The organism is Brevibacillus brevis (assembly GCF_022026395.1).
Lineage (GTDB): Bacteria > Bacillota > Bacilli > Brevibacillales > Brevibacillaceae > Brevibacillus.
The window spans coordinates 5,516,847-5,533,342 of record NZ_CP041767.1 but is presented as its reverse complement, the minus strand read 5'-3'; the positions used below and the strand labels follow the sequence as shown (position 1 = coordinate 5,533,342).

General features: G+C 45.8%; 15 protein-coding genes and 1 riboswitch. Of the genes, 12 read left to right on the top strand and 3 right to left on the bottom strand.

What is annotated here, in order from left to right:
* Window positions 1-81, top strand: a riboswitch (cyclic di-GMP riboswitch).
* 255 nt (window positions 82-336) lie between these two features.
* Window positions 337-888 (top strand): DUF5317 domain-containing protein, encoded by a 552-nt coding sequence (locus FO446_RS26125; protein WP_106785319.1) that lies wholly within the window; start codon window positions 337-339, stop codon window positions 886-888.
* Window positions 872-2,209 (top strand): HD-GYP domain-containing protein, encoded by a 1,338-nt coding sequence (locus FO446_RS26120; protein ID WP_173612220.1) that lies wholly within the window; start codon window positions 872-874, stop codon window positions 2,207-2,209. The genes FO446_RS26125 and FO446_RS26120 overlap by 17 nt, the downstream gene beginning before the upstream one ends.
* Window positions 2,210-2,237: 28 nt before the next feature.
* On the opposite strand, the gene FO446_RS26115 is transcribed toward FO446_RS26120, so the two are convergent.
* On the bottom strand, window positions 2,238-2,777 hold the full coding sequence (locus tag FO446_RS26115; protein WP_173612221.1) for a histidine phosphatase family protein: 540 nt from the start codon (window positions 2,775-2,777) through the stop codon (window positions 2,238-2,240).
* Window positions 2,778-3,053: 276 nt separating this feature from the next.
* Between FO446_RS26115 and FO446_RS26110 the strand changes: the two genes are divergently transcribed.
* Together FO446_RS26110 and argH are read left to right on the top strand one after the other, a co-directional pair.
* Complete coding sequence (locus FO446_RS26110; RefSeq protein WP_056487125.1) at window positions 3,054-4,313, top strand: argininosuccinate synthase; 1,260 nt, start codon at window positions 3,054-3,056, stop codon at window positions 4,311-4,313.
* Window positions 4,310-5,755, top strand: coding sequence for an argininosuccinate lyase (gene argH, locus FO446_RS26105; RefSeq protein ID WP_221867391.1), 1,446 nt, complete (start codon window positions 4,310-4,312; stop codon window positions 5,753-5,755). The genes FO446_RS26110 and argH overlap by 4 nt, the downstream gene beginning before the upstream one ends.
* 60 nt (window positions 5,756-5,815) lie before the next feature.
* On the opposite strand, the gene FO446_RS26100 is transcribed toward argH, so the two are convergent.
* Entirely contained in the window at window positions 5,816-6,727 is a 912-nt protein-coding gene (locus FO446_RS26100; RefSeq protein ID WP_173612223.1) for an acetamidase/formamidase family protein, read from the bottom strand.
* Window positions 6,728-6,866: 139 nt separating this feature from the next.
* On the opposite strand from FO446_RS26100, the gene FO446_RS26095 reads away from it, so the two are divergent.
* From FO446_RS26095 to FO446_RS26085, 3 genes are all read left to right on the top strand, one after another.
* Complete coding sequence (locus tag FO446_RS26095; RefSeq protein ID WP_237899497.1) at window positions 6,867-7,967, top strand: GerAB/ArcD/ProY family transporter; 1,101 nt, start codon at window positions 6,867-6,869, stop codon at window positions 7,965-7,967.
* 168 nt (window positions 7,968-8,135) lie between these two features.
* Window positions 8,136-8,504 (top strand): hypothetical protein, encoded by a 369-nt coding sequence (locus FO446_RS26090; RefSeq protein ID WP_232774563.1) that lies wholly within the window; start codon window positions 8,136-8,138, stop codon window positions 8,502-8,504.
* 18 nt (window positions 8,505-8,522) lie between these two features.
* A complete protein-coding gene (locus FO446_RS26085) occupies window positions 8,523-9,068 on the top strand; it encodes a hypothetical protein (protein ID WP_237899495.1) in 546 nt (181 codons plus the stop codon).
* A 96-nt stretch (window positions 9,069-9,164) separates the two neighbouring features.
* Here the strand turns inward: FO446_RS26085 and FO446_RS26080 are convergent, their stop codons facing one another.
* Entirely contained in the window at window positions 9,165-10,322 is a 1,158-nt protein-coding gene (locus FO446_RS26080) for an iron-containing alcohol dehydrogenase (protein ID WP_232774561.1), read from the bottom strand.
* 331 nt (window positions 10,323-10,653) lie between these two features.
* Here FO446_RS26080 and ftsE point away from each other — a divergent pair, with 331 nt between their 5' ends.
* The 5 genes from ftsE to FO446_RS26055 all read left to right on the top strand — a co-directional run bounded on the left by ftsE (window position 10,654) and on the right by FO446_RS26055 (window position 16,395).
* On the top strand, window positions 10,654-11,340 hold the full coding sequence (ftsE, locus tag FO446_RS26075) for a cell division ATP-binding protein FtsE (protein WP_173612226.1): 687 nt from the start codon (window positions 10,654-10,656) through the stop codon (window positions 11,338-11,340).
* Window positions 11,330-12,226 (top strand): permease-like cell division protein FtsX, encoded by an 897-nt coding sequence (gene ftsX, locus FO446_RS26070; RefSeq protein ID WP_047069723.1) that lies wholly within the window; start codon window positions 11,330-11,332, stop codon window positions 12,224-12,226. Before ftsE ends, ftsX begins: the two co-directional genes overlap by 11 nt.
* Before the next feature lie 27 nt (window positions 12,227-12,253).
* The gene (locus FO446_RS26065; protein WP_237899493.1) at window positions 12,254-13,456 is read left to right on the top strand and encodes a murein hydrolase activator EnvC family protein; all 1,203 of its coding nucleotides are present in this window, start codon (window positions 12,254-12,256) and stop codon (window positions 13,454-13,456) included.
* A gap of 92 nt (window positions 13,457-13,548) precedes the next feature.
* Window positions 13,549-15,018 (top strand): S41 family peptidase, encoded by a 1,470-nt coding sequence (locus FO446_RS26060; protein WP_173612228.1) that lies wholly within the window; start codon window positions 13,549-13,551, stop codon window positions 15,016-15,018.
* 15 nt (window positions 15,019-15,033) lie between these two features.
* Window positions 15,034-16,395 (top strand): PDZ domain-containing protein, encoded by a 1,362-nt coding sequence (locus FO446_RS26055; protein WP_173612229.1) that lies wholly within the window; start codon window positions 15,034-15,036, stop codon window positions 16,393-16,395.
* The last annotated feature ends 101 nt before the right edge of the window (window positions 16,396-16,496 follow it).

Below are 16,496 nucleotides of genomic sequence, written 5' to 3'. Positions count from 1 at the left end.
TAGGAAAGAAGCGAAGAAGTACGGACTGTATCTGGTCGCTTGGTCCGTATGGAGCCAGTAGCGAATCCAACCTTTTTCGTAATGGAAAAGGAAAGGGGAGCAGGGGCTGTACTTGGTCGCTTGGCCTCTGCATCACGAACAGTAGCGAAGCCAGCTTTCTCCACTATGCCTAAAGGGGGGAAAAGAAAATGAAAAAATGGTTCGCGGCAATTATGATGGTGGTAGCAATCGTAGCAGCTACTTCTGCAAACTTCCATATTGGATAAATAAGCGTATTGGAGAAACAAACACCGCTTGGCTGAGTGGTGTTTTTTCTTCAAGCTTGGAGGAAACAACATGCTATTGGATGTAATTGCCCTATCTTTTCTCGTAGCATTGCTGCGAGGGGGAAGAATCAAAGAATTACCTAAGTTCAACCAAAAGAAACTTCTTATCGTTACCATATTGCTGCAGGCTTGTGCAGCCTTCTTCCCTACGATCGGTGGCATTTTCATATCGATCGCGTATGTGTTTATTTTGGCCTTCCTCGTTTTTAATCGAGAATTTGAAGATATGCGGATTTTTTTAATCGGCTGGTTTCTGAATGCGATTGCAATTTGGTCTAACAATGGAAAAATGCCAATCGATTTAGTTCAAGCAGCAAAGCTCCCTTATGATTTAGAGCCAGTTATAAACGGAACGAATTTCAAGCATAGTGTATTGACGGAAAGTTCAAATTTTCCGTTTTTGACGGATGTCATTTACATGCCATCTTTCATTCCTCGGATTATTAGCATCGGCGATATTTTTATTATGTTAGGTGCCTTTTTACTTGTTCAGCGATTGATGAATAAACCGATTTCATTACTACAACTTCGCGAAGGTAAAAGTTATGCGACAAAAAACTGATTTTGCGGTTTGGATAAAAGGGATTGTTGTCAAGGTTGGCTTTGTCATTGCAGCAATCTATATTTTTTACACATCTTCATCTGAATGGGCTGCTCGTGAGCATTGGGGGGTAATATCTACCTACACCCTCCTGACCATTTTTTCCTGTTTTGCTCCCGTGCGTATATCTAATACGATTTTAACAGTGAACAATGCTGTCATCTTTTCGGGTATCTTGTTGTACGGAGTTTGGGTCGGAGTATGGGCTGCTGTTATTGAATCTTTAATCATTGCTTTCCTGGTAAGGTTTAATCCGCTAAAAGCAATTATTAACATTGGGCAATTGTTAATGACTATATGGACAGTAGCGTTTTTGAAGGATTGGATCGAGGGCTTTGGAACTGTTTCTCCCATTATTAGCGATTTGTTTTTGGCTGTTGTGTATTGGTTTGTGAACCTGACTTTATGTGGATTGGGTATCTCCTATTTTCATCAAATGACCTGGGCGCGAACCGTAAAGATGATGGCAAAAGGCTTTACCTCGACTTACTTGTTGCTTTTGATTCTTGCCGGGGTAGGTTCACGATTAGTAGAGTTATATGGTCCGTTAACACTAATTCCTATGATGATTGCGTTTATTACGATCAGCTACGTATTTCATCATTACTATGACAATCTTCAAAGGCTTCAGCAAAAAGTAGAAGAGGTCAAATCATTCAATCACAACTTCTTAACGACGATGGCTGCTTCCATTGACGCACGAGATCGATACACAAGTGGACATTCTCAGCGTGTAGCTTACTGGGGAAGAGAAATTGCGAGAGATATTGGTTTGGCCGAACGAAAAGTGGAGGATGTTTATATCGGGGGAATCCTGCACGACATTGGAAAAATCGGTATCGAAGACGAAATTCTTAATAAAAAAGGAAAGCTCACTCCCGAAGAGTATGACAAGATCAAGCAGCACACGGTCATTGGCTACGAGATCATTTTGCAAGCAGGGATGTTCAATGAATTGCTTCCTGCGATTCGCTCCCATCATGAGCGTATAGATGGCAGGGGATATCCGGATGGTTTAGCCGGGGATGAGATTCCGCTGATGGCGAGAATTTTAGCCATTTCTGATGCTTTCGATGCGATGGTTGCGGACAGGCCTTATCGAAAAGGATTGCCCGTGGAGGAAGCGCTTCAAGAAATCAGACGGGGTTCTGGTACCCAATTTGATCCGATATTGGCGGAGCATTTTATCAGAATCGTTCAGCGACTGCCGTGCGAAGAATTACAGAGCATTATCGGAATAGAGTCCATCCCACAAAAACAGTTACAGGAGGCAATCAGATGAGCTGCCCCTTGTAACTGTTTTTATTCGTTTACGACCATATGCGGACGATCTCTCTGGATTCTAAATGGCAGGTAAGTTTGAAGACATCTGGATTGCTTAATTTCTCCCAATCGTGAAAGCCAAAGCGGTCATCTATTGATTTCATGAGCAAGGCCAGCAGGCATCCGTGGCTGACAAGCACAATATCTTTATGCTCGTCTGCCAAAATCTCAGTGAGCAACGAATTTGCCCGATTTATAGCAGTAAGACTGGATTCGCCACCTTCGAATTCAAGAGTCAGATCATCGAACGTATCGCGCAGTCGCTCGAACCAATCCTCACGTGGTACTCCGCTAAGAACGCGCTCGACCAAACGGGTATCTTCTTCAATCACGATTCCGCGTTCCTGTGCAAGTGGTTGGATGGTGGCAACCGCCCGATGATACGGACTCGAAATGATTCGATCAACGGGGGAACCTGCGAAGAAGGTGGCAAGCTCCCGAGCTTGTACTTCTCCCTTTTCCGTGAGCTGGGCATCGGGTTCTTGGCCAGCAGCCTGACAATGACGGACCAAATAAATTGTTTTCATAATCCCTCCAAGAGCCTTCTCCTATGGAATTCCTCCTTTCACTCATTCGCTACCCTGGATAAGTTTCCCTTTTATCACGCAAACGTTTATGCATAAACAGATGATGAGCATGCATAAAAACAAGATAAGGTTTATACGAGAAGTGCATAATTTCTCTGCATCTCCGTTTTTGTCTGCGAATTCACAAGAAATATACAAGAAAAATAGTTGTATTTTTATTAGTTCGTTTGTATAATTACTCGCATAAGAGAAACTTCGAAACGGGGAGAGAGAATGATGGCAAAAGAAAAAATTGTGTTGGCCTATTCAGGCGGTTTAGATACATCGGTAGCAATTAAATGGTTGCAAGATACGTATAACTACGATGTCATTGCAGTTGCATTGGATGTAGGGGAAGGGAAAGACCTCGATTTCGTACAGAAAAAAGCATTGCAGGTAGGGGCATTGAAATCAATCGTAGTGGATGCCAAAGATGCATTCGCAGAGGAATTCGTATTGCCAGCCCTGAAGGCAAACGCGATGTACGAAGGCAAATATCCATTGGTGTCTGCACTGTCGCGTTACCTGATTTCGCGCGTGCTGGTTGAAATCGCGGAAAAAGAAGGCGCGGTAGCTGTCGCACACGGTTGCACAGGAAAAGGAAACGACCAGGTGCGCTTTGATGTTTCCTTCACAGCGCTGAACCCGGATATCAAAATCGTTGCGCCGGTTCGTGAATGGGGCTGGACGCGTGACGAAGAGATCGAATATGCGAAAAAGAACAATATCCCGATCCCAATCGATCTGGACAATCCATACAGCATTGACCAAAACCTGTGGGGCAGAAGCTGCGAGTGCGGTGTTCTGGAAGATCCTTGGGCTGCTCCTCCAGAAGGTGCATACGATCTGACGAAGTCGATCACGGATGCACCAGACGAAGCAGAAGAAATTGAAATCACTTTCGTACAAGGGAAGCCAACTGCATTGAACGGCGAAGAGCTCCCACTGGCTGAGTTGATTCTCAAGCTGAACAAAATTGCTGGAAATCATGGTGTAGGCCGTATCGACCATGTGGAAAATCGTTTGGTGGGCATCAAATCTCGTGAAGTTTACGAGACACCGGCTGCGACTACTTTGATTTTGGCGCACCGTGAGCTGGAATTCTTGACCCAACCTCGTGAGGTCGCTCAATTTAAACCGATTGTCGAGCAAAAACTGGCGCAAGTGATTTACGAGGGTCTCTGGTATTCGCCAATTCGTAATGCTGTCCAGGCATTTATTGAAGAAACGCAAAAACACGTAACGGGTGTCGTACGCGTGAAGCTGCACAAAGGACATGCGATTGTTGTAGGCCGTACCTCTGCATCGTCTCTCTACAGCCATGAGCTGGCGACTTACAATGCAGGTGACCAATTCGACCACAAAGCAGCACTCGGTTTCATCAAGCTGTGGGGTCTTCCTACAAAGGTATATGCACAGGTGAACGAGGGTGTACTGCACGAAAATAAAAACACAGCCATTAAGATTTTGGATGAAAAGGATGCGATCAAGCAATGAAACTCTGGGGAGGACGCTTCACGAAGCCGACGAATCAACTCGTAGAAGAGTATACTGCTTCTATTTCTTTCGACCAGAAAATGTGGCGACAGGACATCGTCGGAAGCCTGGCTCATGTTGCCATGTTGGGCAAGTGCGGCATCCTGCCGATGGAGGAAGTAAGACAGATCATCGCTGGCTTGAAAAAAGTAAAAGAGAAAATTGAGCGCGGGCAAGCTGAGTTTCTCGTTGCGCACGAAGATGTGCATATGAATATTGAAAAGATGCTGATTGAAGAGATCGGTCCGGTGGGGGGCAAACTCCACACCGGCCGCAGCCGCAATGATCAGGTTGCGTTGGATATGCACCTGTACCTCAGAGAAAAGCTGATGGAGATTATCCAATTGGCGATGTATTTGCAAGAAGCATTGCTTGAGCAAGCCAGCCAGCATCTCGATACCGTCATGCCCGGGTATACACATTTGCAACGTGCGCAACCGGTATTGTTTGGTTATCACTTGATGGCGTATGTGTCCATGCTGCAACGCGATATCGAACGGATGACCGAGACTTGGAAGCGTGTGAATGTGCTGCCGCTTGGAGCAGGTGCCCTCGCAGGTACGACATTCCCGATCGACCGCACATTTGTAGCGGAATTGCTGCAATTTGACGGAATCTATCAAAACAGCATGGATGCAGTGAGTGATCGCGATTTCATCGTCGAATTTTTGGCAGACGCTTCTTTGGTCATGACCCATCTTTCCCGTCTGTGCGAAGAACTCGTCATCTGGAGCAGTCAGGAATTCTCCTTTGTAGAGCTAGACGATGCATTTTGCACGGGGTCCAGTATCATGCCGCAAAAGAAAAATCCTGATGTAGCAGAGCTGGTTCGCGGAAAAACAGGGCGTGTTTACGGCAATCTGTTTGGATTGTTGACCGTATTGAAAGGATTGCCGCTGGCTTACAACAAGGACATGCAAGAAGATAAAGAAGGCATGTTCGATACGGTAGCTACCATTCATGGTGCACTAGCGTTGCTCACGCCGATGATGAAGACGATGCAAGTCAAAGCAGATCGCATGCGTCAAGCAGTTACCAACGATTTTTCCAATGCGACAGACTTGGCAGATTACTTGGTTCGCAAAGACATGCCGTTCCGTCAGGCGCATGAAGTCGTAGGAAGAACTGTCTTGTACTGCATCGAGCAGCAAAAATATCTTCTTGATTTGACCTTGGAAGAATTCCAGAGCTTCTCAGAGGCTATTGGGGCAGATGTGTATGACGCTCTAGCTGTTGAGACCGTCGTCAATGCACGCAACGTGCTGGGTGGGACCGCTCGTAATCAGGTAGAAGTCCAAATAGATTGGTACCGCAAGCAACTGGTAGAAACACATGCTTGGGTGGACAAAAACAGTCAAAAGGTCATGATCGAATCCTTGATCGATGTCGGTTCACCTGCATAAAAACGTACATGAATGAAGAACAAAAACCCCAAAGCTTTGGGGTTTTTTTGCGTTCTATCCTTATCTACCGACTATTTTCGAATCAAAGCCTACTGCGGTTGCGTATGCAAGAGGCAGCTCCATGCGGGCTGTCTTTAAGGGATCGACGACCTGACAGATACGCAAATCGCCCGCAGCGGAGAGCAGGAAGGTGGCTTCGGCCTTTTCTACGCCCAGCTCTTCGTGTAGAAATTGTACCATGTTGATGACCGCTCGATCCGCAGCCTTGTCCAGCTCTTTTTCCGACGCAATCGTGATCAGGTGCTCTTGGTTGACTGCCATCGGTAACGGCCACTGTTTTCCTTTTATCACATCGAGCTTTACGGTTACTTCCCCTGCGATTTCCACACCACATACAGCTACTTCACCGTCAGCCATTGCAGCATGGAGGTCACCCAGGGCAAATAATGCGCCAGGAACATTTACGGGTAAAAGCAATGTAGTACCTTCCCGCATTTGCTTGCAGTCCATGTTGCCGCCGTGATCGCCAGGCGTACCGCATGAAATGGTTTCTTTGGCAGGAGCTGTTCCAATTACGCCAATCATGGGATTGATCGGAACTTGAAGCTTGTCTGACAAGACAGCTTTTCCATCTTGTATCGGTATCATTTTGATCACATTTTCTTGCAGGGCGAATCCCATTACACCCAGTTCTGGCCCAGTAACCATTACGCCTTGATTTTTAATCTCAATTTTCTGAATATGAACAACCAAAATATCGCCTGGTTCTGTTCCTTCTATATAAATAGGGCCGGAAGCAGGGTTGATCCGATTCCAATCAAGCTCTTGAAACACGGTGTCAGCCGATTGGATTTGGTCCTCGAAGCAATCGCAGGTTTCAAACGTTACGGTACTGCCTGCTTCCACCTTCAAGACCGGCCGATTCTCAGGAGACATGGCATAAATCACATCCTGCTTTTTTACTCTATACATGGTTGCAGTCCTCCAGTCCAATTCGGAATTTACATATATTTCTTTATCATAGCATGAAATGCCTATGTGTTTAGCGCCGAATCATGGGGGAAATAATTGTACAAAAGGATCGAAGGCCTAAAGAGAGCAGGGAGCAATCATGCAAGAGAGCTATAAGATCAGTCCCCGTCAACTATTGATGCTCGTCACCCTTGTTACCATTGGGGACTCGGTTCTCGTCCTGCCTGGCATGACGGCTGCACTCGCTAAACAGGATGCGTGGATATCCGTCCTGATCGGGCTTTTGGTGGGACTGCTCAATATTGTCTTACTCATAGCTGTGGGGAAGCTGTATCGGAATCAAAGCTTTTTCACCTTCGTTGATCAAACTGTCGGGAGAGTACTGGGAACCATCATTACACTCTCGTTTATTAGCTATACCTTGTTTTCAGCAGGGGCGCATGTCATGGAGATTGGGGACTTTGTTGGTACGCATCTATTAGTTTCGACTCCAAGATTCGCGATACAGCTATTGTTTGTCATTGTGATTATGTTTGGTGTGCGTTTGGGACTGCAAACAGTCGCAGAATCGGCAGAAATCTATTTTGTCTGGTTCTTTTTCTTTTTTGGGTTACTCATGATTACCCTGCTGCCACAGGCGGAAATGTCGAGAATTCAACCTGTTTTTGAAAATGGGTGGAAGCCTATTTTGCAGGGATCTACTGCGGCATTCGCCTTTCCTTTTTCAGAGCTGGTCATTTTTATGGCAGTTCTTCCGTTTGTCTCGCCCATCCAAAAACGGATGAGAGCTTTTTTTCTGGGGACGTTGCTAGGGGGAATTGTGCTGTTAATCATCATGGTGATGTGCATCCTTGTTTTGGGGGCAGATCAGACTGCGCGGCATTTTTATCCGACCTATGTTCTCATCAAACAGCTGAAGCTCGGGGATTTCATTCAGCGGCTGGAGGCAATTATCGCGGTGATCTGGTTTATCGCGGTGAGCGTCAAAATTACGCTGTACTGCCTGTTTTTTCATTTGGGAATCCGTCATGTCTTTCGAATCGACAACTTCAAGGTTCTAATCCTTCCGTACATCGTTTTGCTCATGGTGATGTCTACGATTTTCTCGCCCAATATCGTCGTCTTTGGGGACATCATTGCGAAGTACTGGCCGTTCTATGATTTTACCTATAGCATCATTGTACCGTTGGTGCTGTTATGCGGAGATCTAATTCGGAAAAAATGGCTGAATCAAAACTGATGATGTAAAAAGAAAGCCGCACTCCTTAAGGGAGCACGGTTTTTTGTGTCGTCTTACAGGCGAGAATTATATGTAATAGAGTGGTGTTGGAAAATAACAGTTTTACAATAATTGGAATATAATATAAAATATAAATTGAGGTAAAAAATGTAAAAAGGAGAGAATTAAATGAAAAGAAAATTGTTTTTGACAGTTACTGCCTCTCTATTTGCTGTTACTGCGGTATCTTCAGTTGCATTTGCTGCCTTAGGGTTTAAATCGAGTCAAACTTTTACGGTAGTATCAGCAACATATGATGACAAATATATGAGTGCACTAGGAAGAACAGAAGGGAATTCCGATACAGTTAAGGCAAAGGTCTATGTAGAGATTTATAAAGATGGTAAGTTTCAAGATAGTGCTGTAGATGAAAGAGAAGGGGAATGGGCAGAAGCTCAAGTTGATGTAACTTACGGAAAAGGAAAATATACTGCAAAGTCTAACCACAAAATTTGGGACGCAGCAGGAAAAACAAAGACGACCACTACTAAAGGGTAAACTTTATGAAATAGAGATATGGAAAAGGAAAAATTATTAGGGTGGAATATATTCACTCTTTCTATATGTATTACTCTTGCTGCGGTTACGTCATTAATTTTCATCCATGTAAATTCTTTGAGCGCAGAAGAAACTTTCATTACACAAGAAAAAAAGACGTATATGAGGGACAAGCGATCCAAAGAAATTAATGATATGCTTGAGCAATCTTGGCAAAATGCAATCAATACTTTCGCGTTGAATATGGATGGTCTTGAAAAATTTGATTGGTTTGATAGCGATCATATAACTATGAATCTGCAGGAACCGGAGAGTACCTATTTTTCCGAAGATTTAACTAATGCGCTTAATAGTGTACGAAAACCAGGTGATCTTGTTCCATTGGTGTTGACCACATCAAATCTATCAGAGGTATATATTCTTTTTCAGAGGGAAGAAGGAAATGGGAATTTTGTTAAGATGAAATTAGTTTCGTATGTTAAGAAAGAGAAAATTAACCAGGATCAGCGAAATCCCAGGAATTGGGTGATATCTTCAATAGAAGAAAAATATCCAAGTAGATAGTGATAAACATAGAAAATATAAGAGAAGCCTTAGTTCCGTCTTATACTGGACTAAGGCTTCTTTATATATTTTTAAAACCGAAAAATGAAACTAGATTTACAAACTTAATCGAAGAATCTGTGCCACGTCATCACTCGTCAACGTTTTAAACTGACCAATCGGTCCAAACGGAGTAGCTTTTTCGGCCATGAGCTGCAAATGCTCGTCGGTGATACCGTAATCAGCCAAGCGAGTAGGGGCACCGATGCGCTCAAAGAAAGCTTCTGTAGCGGCAATCCCTTCCAAAGCGATCTCATCGTCTGTCTTGTCGGAAGGATCGACATTCCATACTTCTGTCGCGAACCGCACAAAGCGAGCGACGTTTTCACGGTACACATAGCGCATCCATTTCGAGAAGATGATCGCCAGACCGCCACCATGCGGGATGTCGTAAACAGCACTCACAGCATGCTCAATAGAGTGGGTTGCCCAATCTGTTGTGACACCAACCGGGAGAGTGCCGTTCAATGCCATTGTTCCGCAGTACATAATGTTGGCCCGCGCATCGTAGTCTTCCGGATTGGCGAGGACGCGTTCTGCATTTTCGATGACGGTTTTCATGATCGACTCGGCAAAACGTGTTTGCAATGGAATTTCGGTTGTATGCGTGAAGTACTGCTCGAATACATGGGACAAAATGTCGCTGATTCCGTAGATCGTTTGGTCTCGAGGCACGCTGAACGTATGCTCTGGATCTAAAATCGAAAACGCAGGAAACGTCGTGCCAGCCCCATGCTTTTCTTGTGTCTCCCAATTGGTGACGACACTTCCCCGGTTCATTTCAGAACCAGTAGCAGCAAGTGTCAGTACGGTACCGAGGGGCAAAGCCTCTTGTGCGACCGCTTTACGCGTATAAAAATCCCATACATCTCCCTCGTAAGGCACACCAATCGCGACTGCTTTGGCCGCGTCGATTACACTGCCACCACCTACAGCAAGTATCCAATTGACGCCCTCTTGACGGCATAATTCAATTCCTTTGTTCACGGTACTCAGACGTGGATTTGGCTCCACCCCCGGCAAATCATGCACGCGGCAGCCCGCAGACTGCAGGAGAGAAATAACTTTGTCGTAGAGACCAGTTCGCTTTATACTGCCACCACCATATACCAAAAGAACAGTGGGACCTAGCTGTCTTGCTTTTTCCTCGAGCTGGGCCAATTGACCCCGTCCAAAAATCAGCTGTGTCGGGTTATGGTAAACAAAATTTTCCACGTTATAACCAGCTCCTTTTTTATGATGCCCTCTTGTCACACTCATTGTAGCCAACTGTTTTCCATGATGCTAGTTGGGAATGTGCAGTCTTATTTTCTCTCAAATTCGTGACAGTTGTTAACAATCGAAGCTGTTTCGACAAGAAATGAGAGATTTAGTGGATACCATCCGTGAATCGTGGTGGTATAATGGATAAGATGGGAAATCACGCTGTTTTTCAACAAGGTATAGCAGCGGTTGCTAGAGGGTAGAGGGGTTTTGTCGATTTTTACTTTAAAATTCAGGATCAAGATACATAGACAAGGATCTGACGAAGTAGGATGTGATTGGCTTGATCGAAATGTTCGATGTATGGAAAACATACCCGAATGGAACGAATGCTTTGAAAGGTATCAACATTCGGATTGAGAAAGGTGAATTTGTGTACGTAGTAGGCCCCAGTGGTGCGGGTAAATCTACGTTTATCAAATTGATGTACCGTGAAGAGAAGCCGACGAAAGGACAAATCTTTTTGGGTGGCTTCAATGTCAGCAGAATCAAAGAGCGCCAAATTCCATTAGTCCGTCGCAGTATCGGTGTCGTGTTTCAAGACTTCAAGCTGCTGCCGACGTTAACCGTTTTCGAAAACGTCGCATTTGCGATGGAAGTAATCGAGAGCAATCCGAAACAAATCAAGCCGCGCGTGATGGATGTTTTGGGTCTCGTAAAGCTCAAGCATAAAGCCAAAATGCTGCCAAACGAGCTGTCCGGTGGTGAGCAGCAACGTGTTGCCTTGGCGCGCGCATTGGTGAATAGTCCGGGAATTATAATCGCGGACGAACCGACGGGGAACCTGGACCCAGAGACCTCTTGGGAAATCATGAAGCTGTTTGAAGAAATTAATCAACGTGGAACGACAGTCGTTATGGCTACCCACAATAGGGAAATTGTAAACACCATGAGAAAACGGGTGGTTGCGATCGAAGCAGGCCAAATTGCCCGTGATGAGCAGAGAGGGGAATATGGTTATGAAGATTAGGACGCTGGGGCGCCATGTCCGTGAAGGGGTCAAAAACCTCGGGCGGAACGGCTGGATGTCGTTCGCTTCAATTAGTGCCGTGACCATTACCCTCTTTATCTTGGGCGTTTTCCTCATTCTGGCGATGAACGTCAATTACTTTGCGCAGTCCGTGGAAAAGCAAGTAGAAATTCGGGTCTTCATGGACTTGCTGGCGACAAAAGAAAACATCACACAGGTTGAGAACAACATCAAGAAACTTCCGCAAGTAGAGTCTGTTTCATTTGTTCCGAAAGACGAAGGGCTGAAGCAATTTAAAGAGAGCCTTGGTGAAAAAGCGTATTTGTTCGAAGGATTGGAGGAAAGCAACCCTCTTCCGGATGCGTTTACCGTAAAAACGAAGCAACCGCAAGACACTGCTGCTGTTGCCGCTCAAATTAAAAATATCCAGTATGTCAAAAGCCTAACCTATGGGGAAGGCACTGTGGAAAAGCTGTTTTCCTTGACAGGAGCAGTCCGTAATGTCGGGATTGCCTTTATTATTGGACTTGGTTTTACAGCGATGTTCTTGATTGCCAACACGATTAAGCTGACAATTGTGGCACGTCGCAGAGAGATTGAAATCATGAAGCTCGTTGGTGCCACGAACTGGTTTATCCGTTGGCCATTCTTTGTGGAAGGGCTCATGATGGGTGTGGCAGGGGCATTGATTCCGACCATTATGCTAATGGTTGGCTATTACTACCTCCTGGATGCCATTCACTCCAGTTTTGAAGCTTCCCAACTGTTTAAACTGTTGCCGCTATTCCCGCTCGTGTATCAAGTGGCGTTGGCTTTGCTGGCGATTGGTGCATTCATCGGGATTTGGGGAAGCTTGGTGTCCGTACGTCGCTTCTTGCGAGTTTAATAATTTGAAGAGCGTGGGAGGAGTATCATGAGAAAGAGAATCCTGCTAGCACTCGTAATCACTGGGCTTGTAGTCGGTACTGTGCTCCCGACAAATGTGAGCTTGGCAGCGCCTAGTAAGGCCTCTTTGGACAAGATTAATCGAGAGCTAAAAGAGATCCAAAAGAAGAAGAAAAGCCAGCAGCAGCAGATGAAGAAGACAGAAGAACAGATCAATGTCGTGCAAAAAGAGAAAAAGGGCTTGGAAACGCAATTGATGCAAATCGATTTGCGTCGCAACGATACACAGAAAAAGCTGGACAAGCTTGAGCAGCAAATGGATGAAACCAAGGAAAAAGCAGCAAACGCGCAGGATAAACTGGATGAGGCAAAAGATCGCGTAGCGAAAAGGGATGCCTTGCTCAGAACACGTGTGACTTCCATGTATGAACGCGGTACGGTCTCCTATTTGGATGTCCTTCTCGGTTCCTCTGACTTTGGGGACTTTTTGACGCGTATGCAGGCCTTGCAGCTTATTTTAGAGCAGGACACGCGTATTTTAGAGGATAACATTCGCGATAAGGAAACCATCGAGACTAAAAAGAAAGAAATTGATCATCAACTGACTGTGTACGCCGGGATGTTCGATGAGGCTGAGGAGCTCAAAGTCGAATTGGACAAGCAGTACAAGCAAAGTATGGTGGTCAAGGCTGAACTGGAAAAGAAAGAATCTGCTCTTGAAGTGGATTTGGAGCAGTATGGACAGGAGCTTTTGACTATCACCAAACAAGAGTCAGCCAAATACGCGGAGCGAGTACGTGCGCTGAGCGCATCCAGTACAGGCTACAAGGGTGGAAAGTTTGGTTTGCCTATCGCAAGTGGGCAATTCCGCTTCACTTCAGGCTTCGGAATGCGGTCAGACCCGTTTACAGGCCGCTCGGCTGGGCATAATGGTGTAGATATGGCAGCACGGAAGGGAACGCCAATTTTGGCTGCGGCTGACGGAATCGTTCTCTTTGCAGGATATAACGGCGGCTTCGGGAATACAGTAATGATCAAGCATAACGCGGAATATACCACTCTGTACGGTCATATTCGCGAGGGAGGTATCAAGGTTTCTGTTGGGCAATCCGTATCGAGAGGTCAAAAGATCGCAGAGGTAGGATCAACAGGTCGCTCAACCGGAAATCACGTACACTTTACCGTCTATAAAAACGACGTAGCAGTTAATCCAATGCCGTACTTGAAGTAGACCCTCGTGCGACCAGACAAATATTGTGATCGGAACATGCATACACTAGCAGCATATCTTTTTCCGGTAGCACAAAGGATGGTGACGTAACAGTGAGATGGAAAGGACGTACCGTAATCGCGCTTGTACTCATCTCGATGGTAGCCAGTAGTTTTATTACGATGGCGATCATGAAGACATCGGCTAGCGCCAGTTCGAGTCAAGGTGGTGCTTTAACAGCATCCAGCATGGCGCTGTTTTCTGGGAGCGGAGATTATCCGAAAGAGTTCCAGAAGCTGTACGAGGCGTTTTCAGCAATCAAGAAAGATTACATCCAAAATGTCACCAACGAGCAGTTAGTAGAGGGTGCAATTGGCGGAATGGTCGGGTCGCTAGAAGATCCGTACAGTGATTATATGGACCCTCGTTCTGCTGAGGAGTTCACATCTACCCTACACTCGACTTTCCAAGGGATCGGGACAGAGGTAACGATGCAAAATGGTCGGGTAACGGTTGTTTCGCCATTCAAAAACTCTCCAGCGGAGCGTGCAGGGCTGCGGCCAAACGACCAAATTTTGAGCGTAAATGATGAATCCCTTGAAGGATTGGACCTGCATCAGGCAGTGACGAAGATTCGTGGTCCAAAAGGAACGAAGGCGGTTCTCAAAGTAGTGAGAGCCGGGGTGCCAGAGCCTCTTACCATCGTGTGTGTGCGTGACGATATCCCGATTGAGACGGTAAACAGTCAGATTATCGAGAAGAACGGTGTTAAAGTAGGGATGATCAACATTACCCAATTCTCTACAGACACAGCTAAGCACTTCAAAGAACAGCTGGCTGCTCTCGAGCAGAAGGGGATTGGCGGTCTGGTAATTGACGTTCGAGGCAATCCGGGCGGATATTTGTTAGCTGTGAAAGAAATCGGAGAAATCCTCGTGCCGAAAAAAGGCAAGATCGTGCAGATCGAGTATGGAAATGGCGGACAGCAAAAAGAGGAGTATTTCTCGACTACAGAAGCTGGCAAGCCTTATCCAATCTCGGTACTGATTAATGGCGGAAGCGCCAGTGCATCGGAGATTCTGGCGGGTGCTCTGCGGGATAGCGGAAACTACAAGCTGGTTGGTGAGAAGACCTTTGGTAAAGGAACCGTTCAGAGCACTATGGAAATGAACGACAAGAGCCAATTGAAGCTGACGATTGCCAAGTGGGTCACACCGAGTGGTGAATGGGTCCATAAAAAAGGCATTAAGCCAGACTTTGAAGTCAAGCAACCAGACTATTTCAATGCAACTCTGTTGCCAGCAGATAAAGTATTGCAGCGCGACATGGCTGGTACTGATGTGAAAAACCTGCAGCTCATCCTGAAGGGCTTGAATCTGTCTCCAGGACGAGAAGATGGCTATTTTGATGAAAAGACAGAGGAAGCAATCAAGCAGTTCCAAACCTCCAACAAACTTGAGGTAACTGGCAAAGTAGATGCGAAGACACGCTCTTCGCTGGAAGAAAGTCTCCGTAAAACGATGACGAAGCCAGAGAATGACCTGCAATTGCAAAAAGCTCTGGATGTAGTCACGGGCAAGTAATGAATAATCAAGAAAATGGAAGCAGGTAAATACCTTCTATCCGTAGAAATGATAACCACGGCAAATCAAATGCCGTGGTTTTTCTTTCTTTTAGTTGAGGTGAGGCAATTGGCGATACAGGCAGATATGCTTACCATTGCATATGGCTTTGCCGCATTTTTTATCAATCCTGTCTTCTATCTCTTTCTGGTGTTTATTTATTTGCATTATCGCAGACAGATGAACCTGGAAAGACAGCTTTTTTCTGCACGCATTCAGTCCCCTTTGCTCTCGACGATACGGGCTGTAGGGATGGGCTTGGTGGGAGGCTTGCTGATTTCTCTTCTTAGTGCAGGACTCGGCGTGGTCGTGCAAGCACAGGATTTGTGGATACTATGGGGATTGGCGCTCATCTTGGCGCTGATTCGTTTACGGTTTCTCTGTTTTGCATATGCTGCAGGGGTATTGGCGATTTTACACGCGATCACACTGGTCATTCCACCGGTTACGGATGTTCCTGGATTGAGCTATGTCTGGGAATTGATTCATCAAGCGAAACCTTTGCCGTTGCTTGCGTTAGTTGCGGTTATGCATCTGATTGAAGCGATGCTCGTACGCTGGAATGGCGGGCGGGATGCTTCTCCGCTGTTTGTAGAAGGGCAACGTGGTCGGATCGTGGGTGCCTATTTGCTTCATTCTTTTTGGCTGACGCCAGTCGTGCTGTTCGTACAGATGGAGCCAAGTGCTATCAGTGGCGCGTTGTATCCAGGGTGGCCGTTCTTTTCACCGGAAGTCGCTTCTTTCGGATTGATGCTTTTGCCAACAGTGACCGGATTCTCTGACATGACGCAAACGATGACTCCGTATAGAAAAGCAACGCAGGTTGCGAAAAATTTGACGCTGTATGCGATTATTTTGTTGGGGTTGTGTGCTCTGGTAGTATGGTTTTATCCGTTGATCTTGCTGGCTGCGATCTTTGCACTATTCGGTCATGAGGCGCTGTTTTTCTGGAGTCAGTATCAAGAAAGAAAGCGTTCGCCTTATTTCATCCAGTCTTCGCGTGGTGTAAAAGTGATGGGTGTCATTCCGGGTACGAGAGCAGAGGAGATCGGTATCACGCCTGGTGAGATTATCGTGAAAGTAAATGGCATTGCGGTGCGGGAAAAAGAAGATCTGTATCCAGCGCTACAAGCCAATCCTGCCTTTTGCAAAATGGAAGTACTCACGCGTGAAGGTGAGCTGAAGTTCGTACAGTGTGCGGTCTATGCGGGCAATCATCACCAACTGGGGATCATTGTGGTTCCGGATGCAAATACCCGTGCATTTGTTGATTTGAAACGCTCCAGTGTAGTCGAGCTGATCAAGCAAAAGCTGGAGAAACTGAATGTTGGAGCTTAAGGATAGTGGGGAGAAGGTATGCAGACAAACATGCATACCTTCTTTTTTTCGAGAAAAGCTTGTCCATTCGGAAACTTACTGGTGGCTGTTGCGTCTCAATG

Excerpts from the sequence above, each read along its gene's own strand:
- FO446_RS26125 (WP_106785319.1), top strand. The coding sequence starts at position 337 with ATGCTATTGGATGTAATTGCCCTATCTTTTCTCGTAGCATTGCTGCGA.
- FO446_RS26120 (WP_173612220.1), top strand. The coding sequence starts at position 872 with ATGCGACAAAAAACTGATTTTGCGGTTTGGATAAAAGGGATTGTTGTC.
- FO446_RS26115 (WP_173612221.1), bottom strand. The coding sequence starts at position 2,777 with ATGAAAACAATTTATTTGGTCCGTCATTGTCAGGCTGCTGGCCAAGAA.
- FO446_RS26110 (WP_056487125.1), top strand. The coding sequence starts at position 3,054 with ATGGCAAAAGAAAAAATTGTGTTGGCCTATTCAGGCGGTTTAGATACA.
- argH (WP_221867391.1), top strand. The coding sequence starts at position 4,310 with ATGAAACTCTGGGGAGGACGCTTCACGAAGCCGACGAATCAACTCGTA.
- FO446_RS26100 (WP_173612223.1), bottom strand. The coding sequence starts at position 6,727 with ATGTATAGAGTAAAAAAGCAGGATGTGATTTATGCCATGTCTCCTGAG.
- FO446_RS26095 (WP_237899497.1), top strand. The coding sequence starts at position 6,867 with ATGCAAGAGAGCTATAAGATCAGTCCCCGTCAACTATTGATGCTCGTC.
- FO446_RS26090 (WP_232774563.1), top strand. The coding sequence starts at position 8,136 with ATGAAAAGAAAATTGTTTTTGACAGTTACTGCCTCTCTATTTGCTGTT.
- FO446_RS26085 (WP_237899495.1), top strand. The coding sequence starts at position 8,523 with ATGGAAAAGGAAAAATTATTAGGGTGGAATATATTCACTCTTTCTATA.
- ftsX (WP_047069723.1), top strand. The coding sequence starts at position 11,330 with ATGAAGATTAGGACGCTGGGGCGCCATGTCCGTGAAGGGGTCAAAAAC.
- FO446_RS26065 (WP_237899493.1), top strand. The coding sequence starts at position 12,254 with ATGAGAAAGAGAATCCTGCTAGCACTCGTAATCACTGGGCTTGTAGTC.
- FO446_RS26055 (WP_173612229.1), top strand. The coding sequence starts at position 15,034 with ATGGAAGCAGGTAAATACCTTCTATCCGTAGAAATGATAACCACGGCA.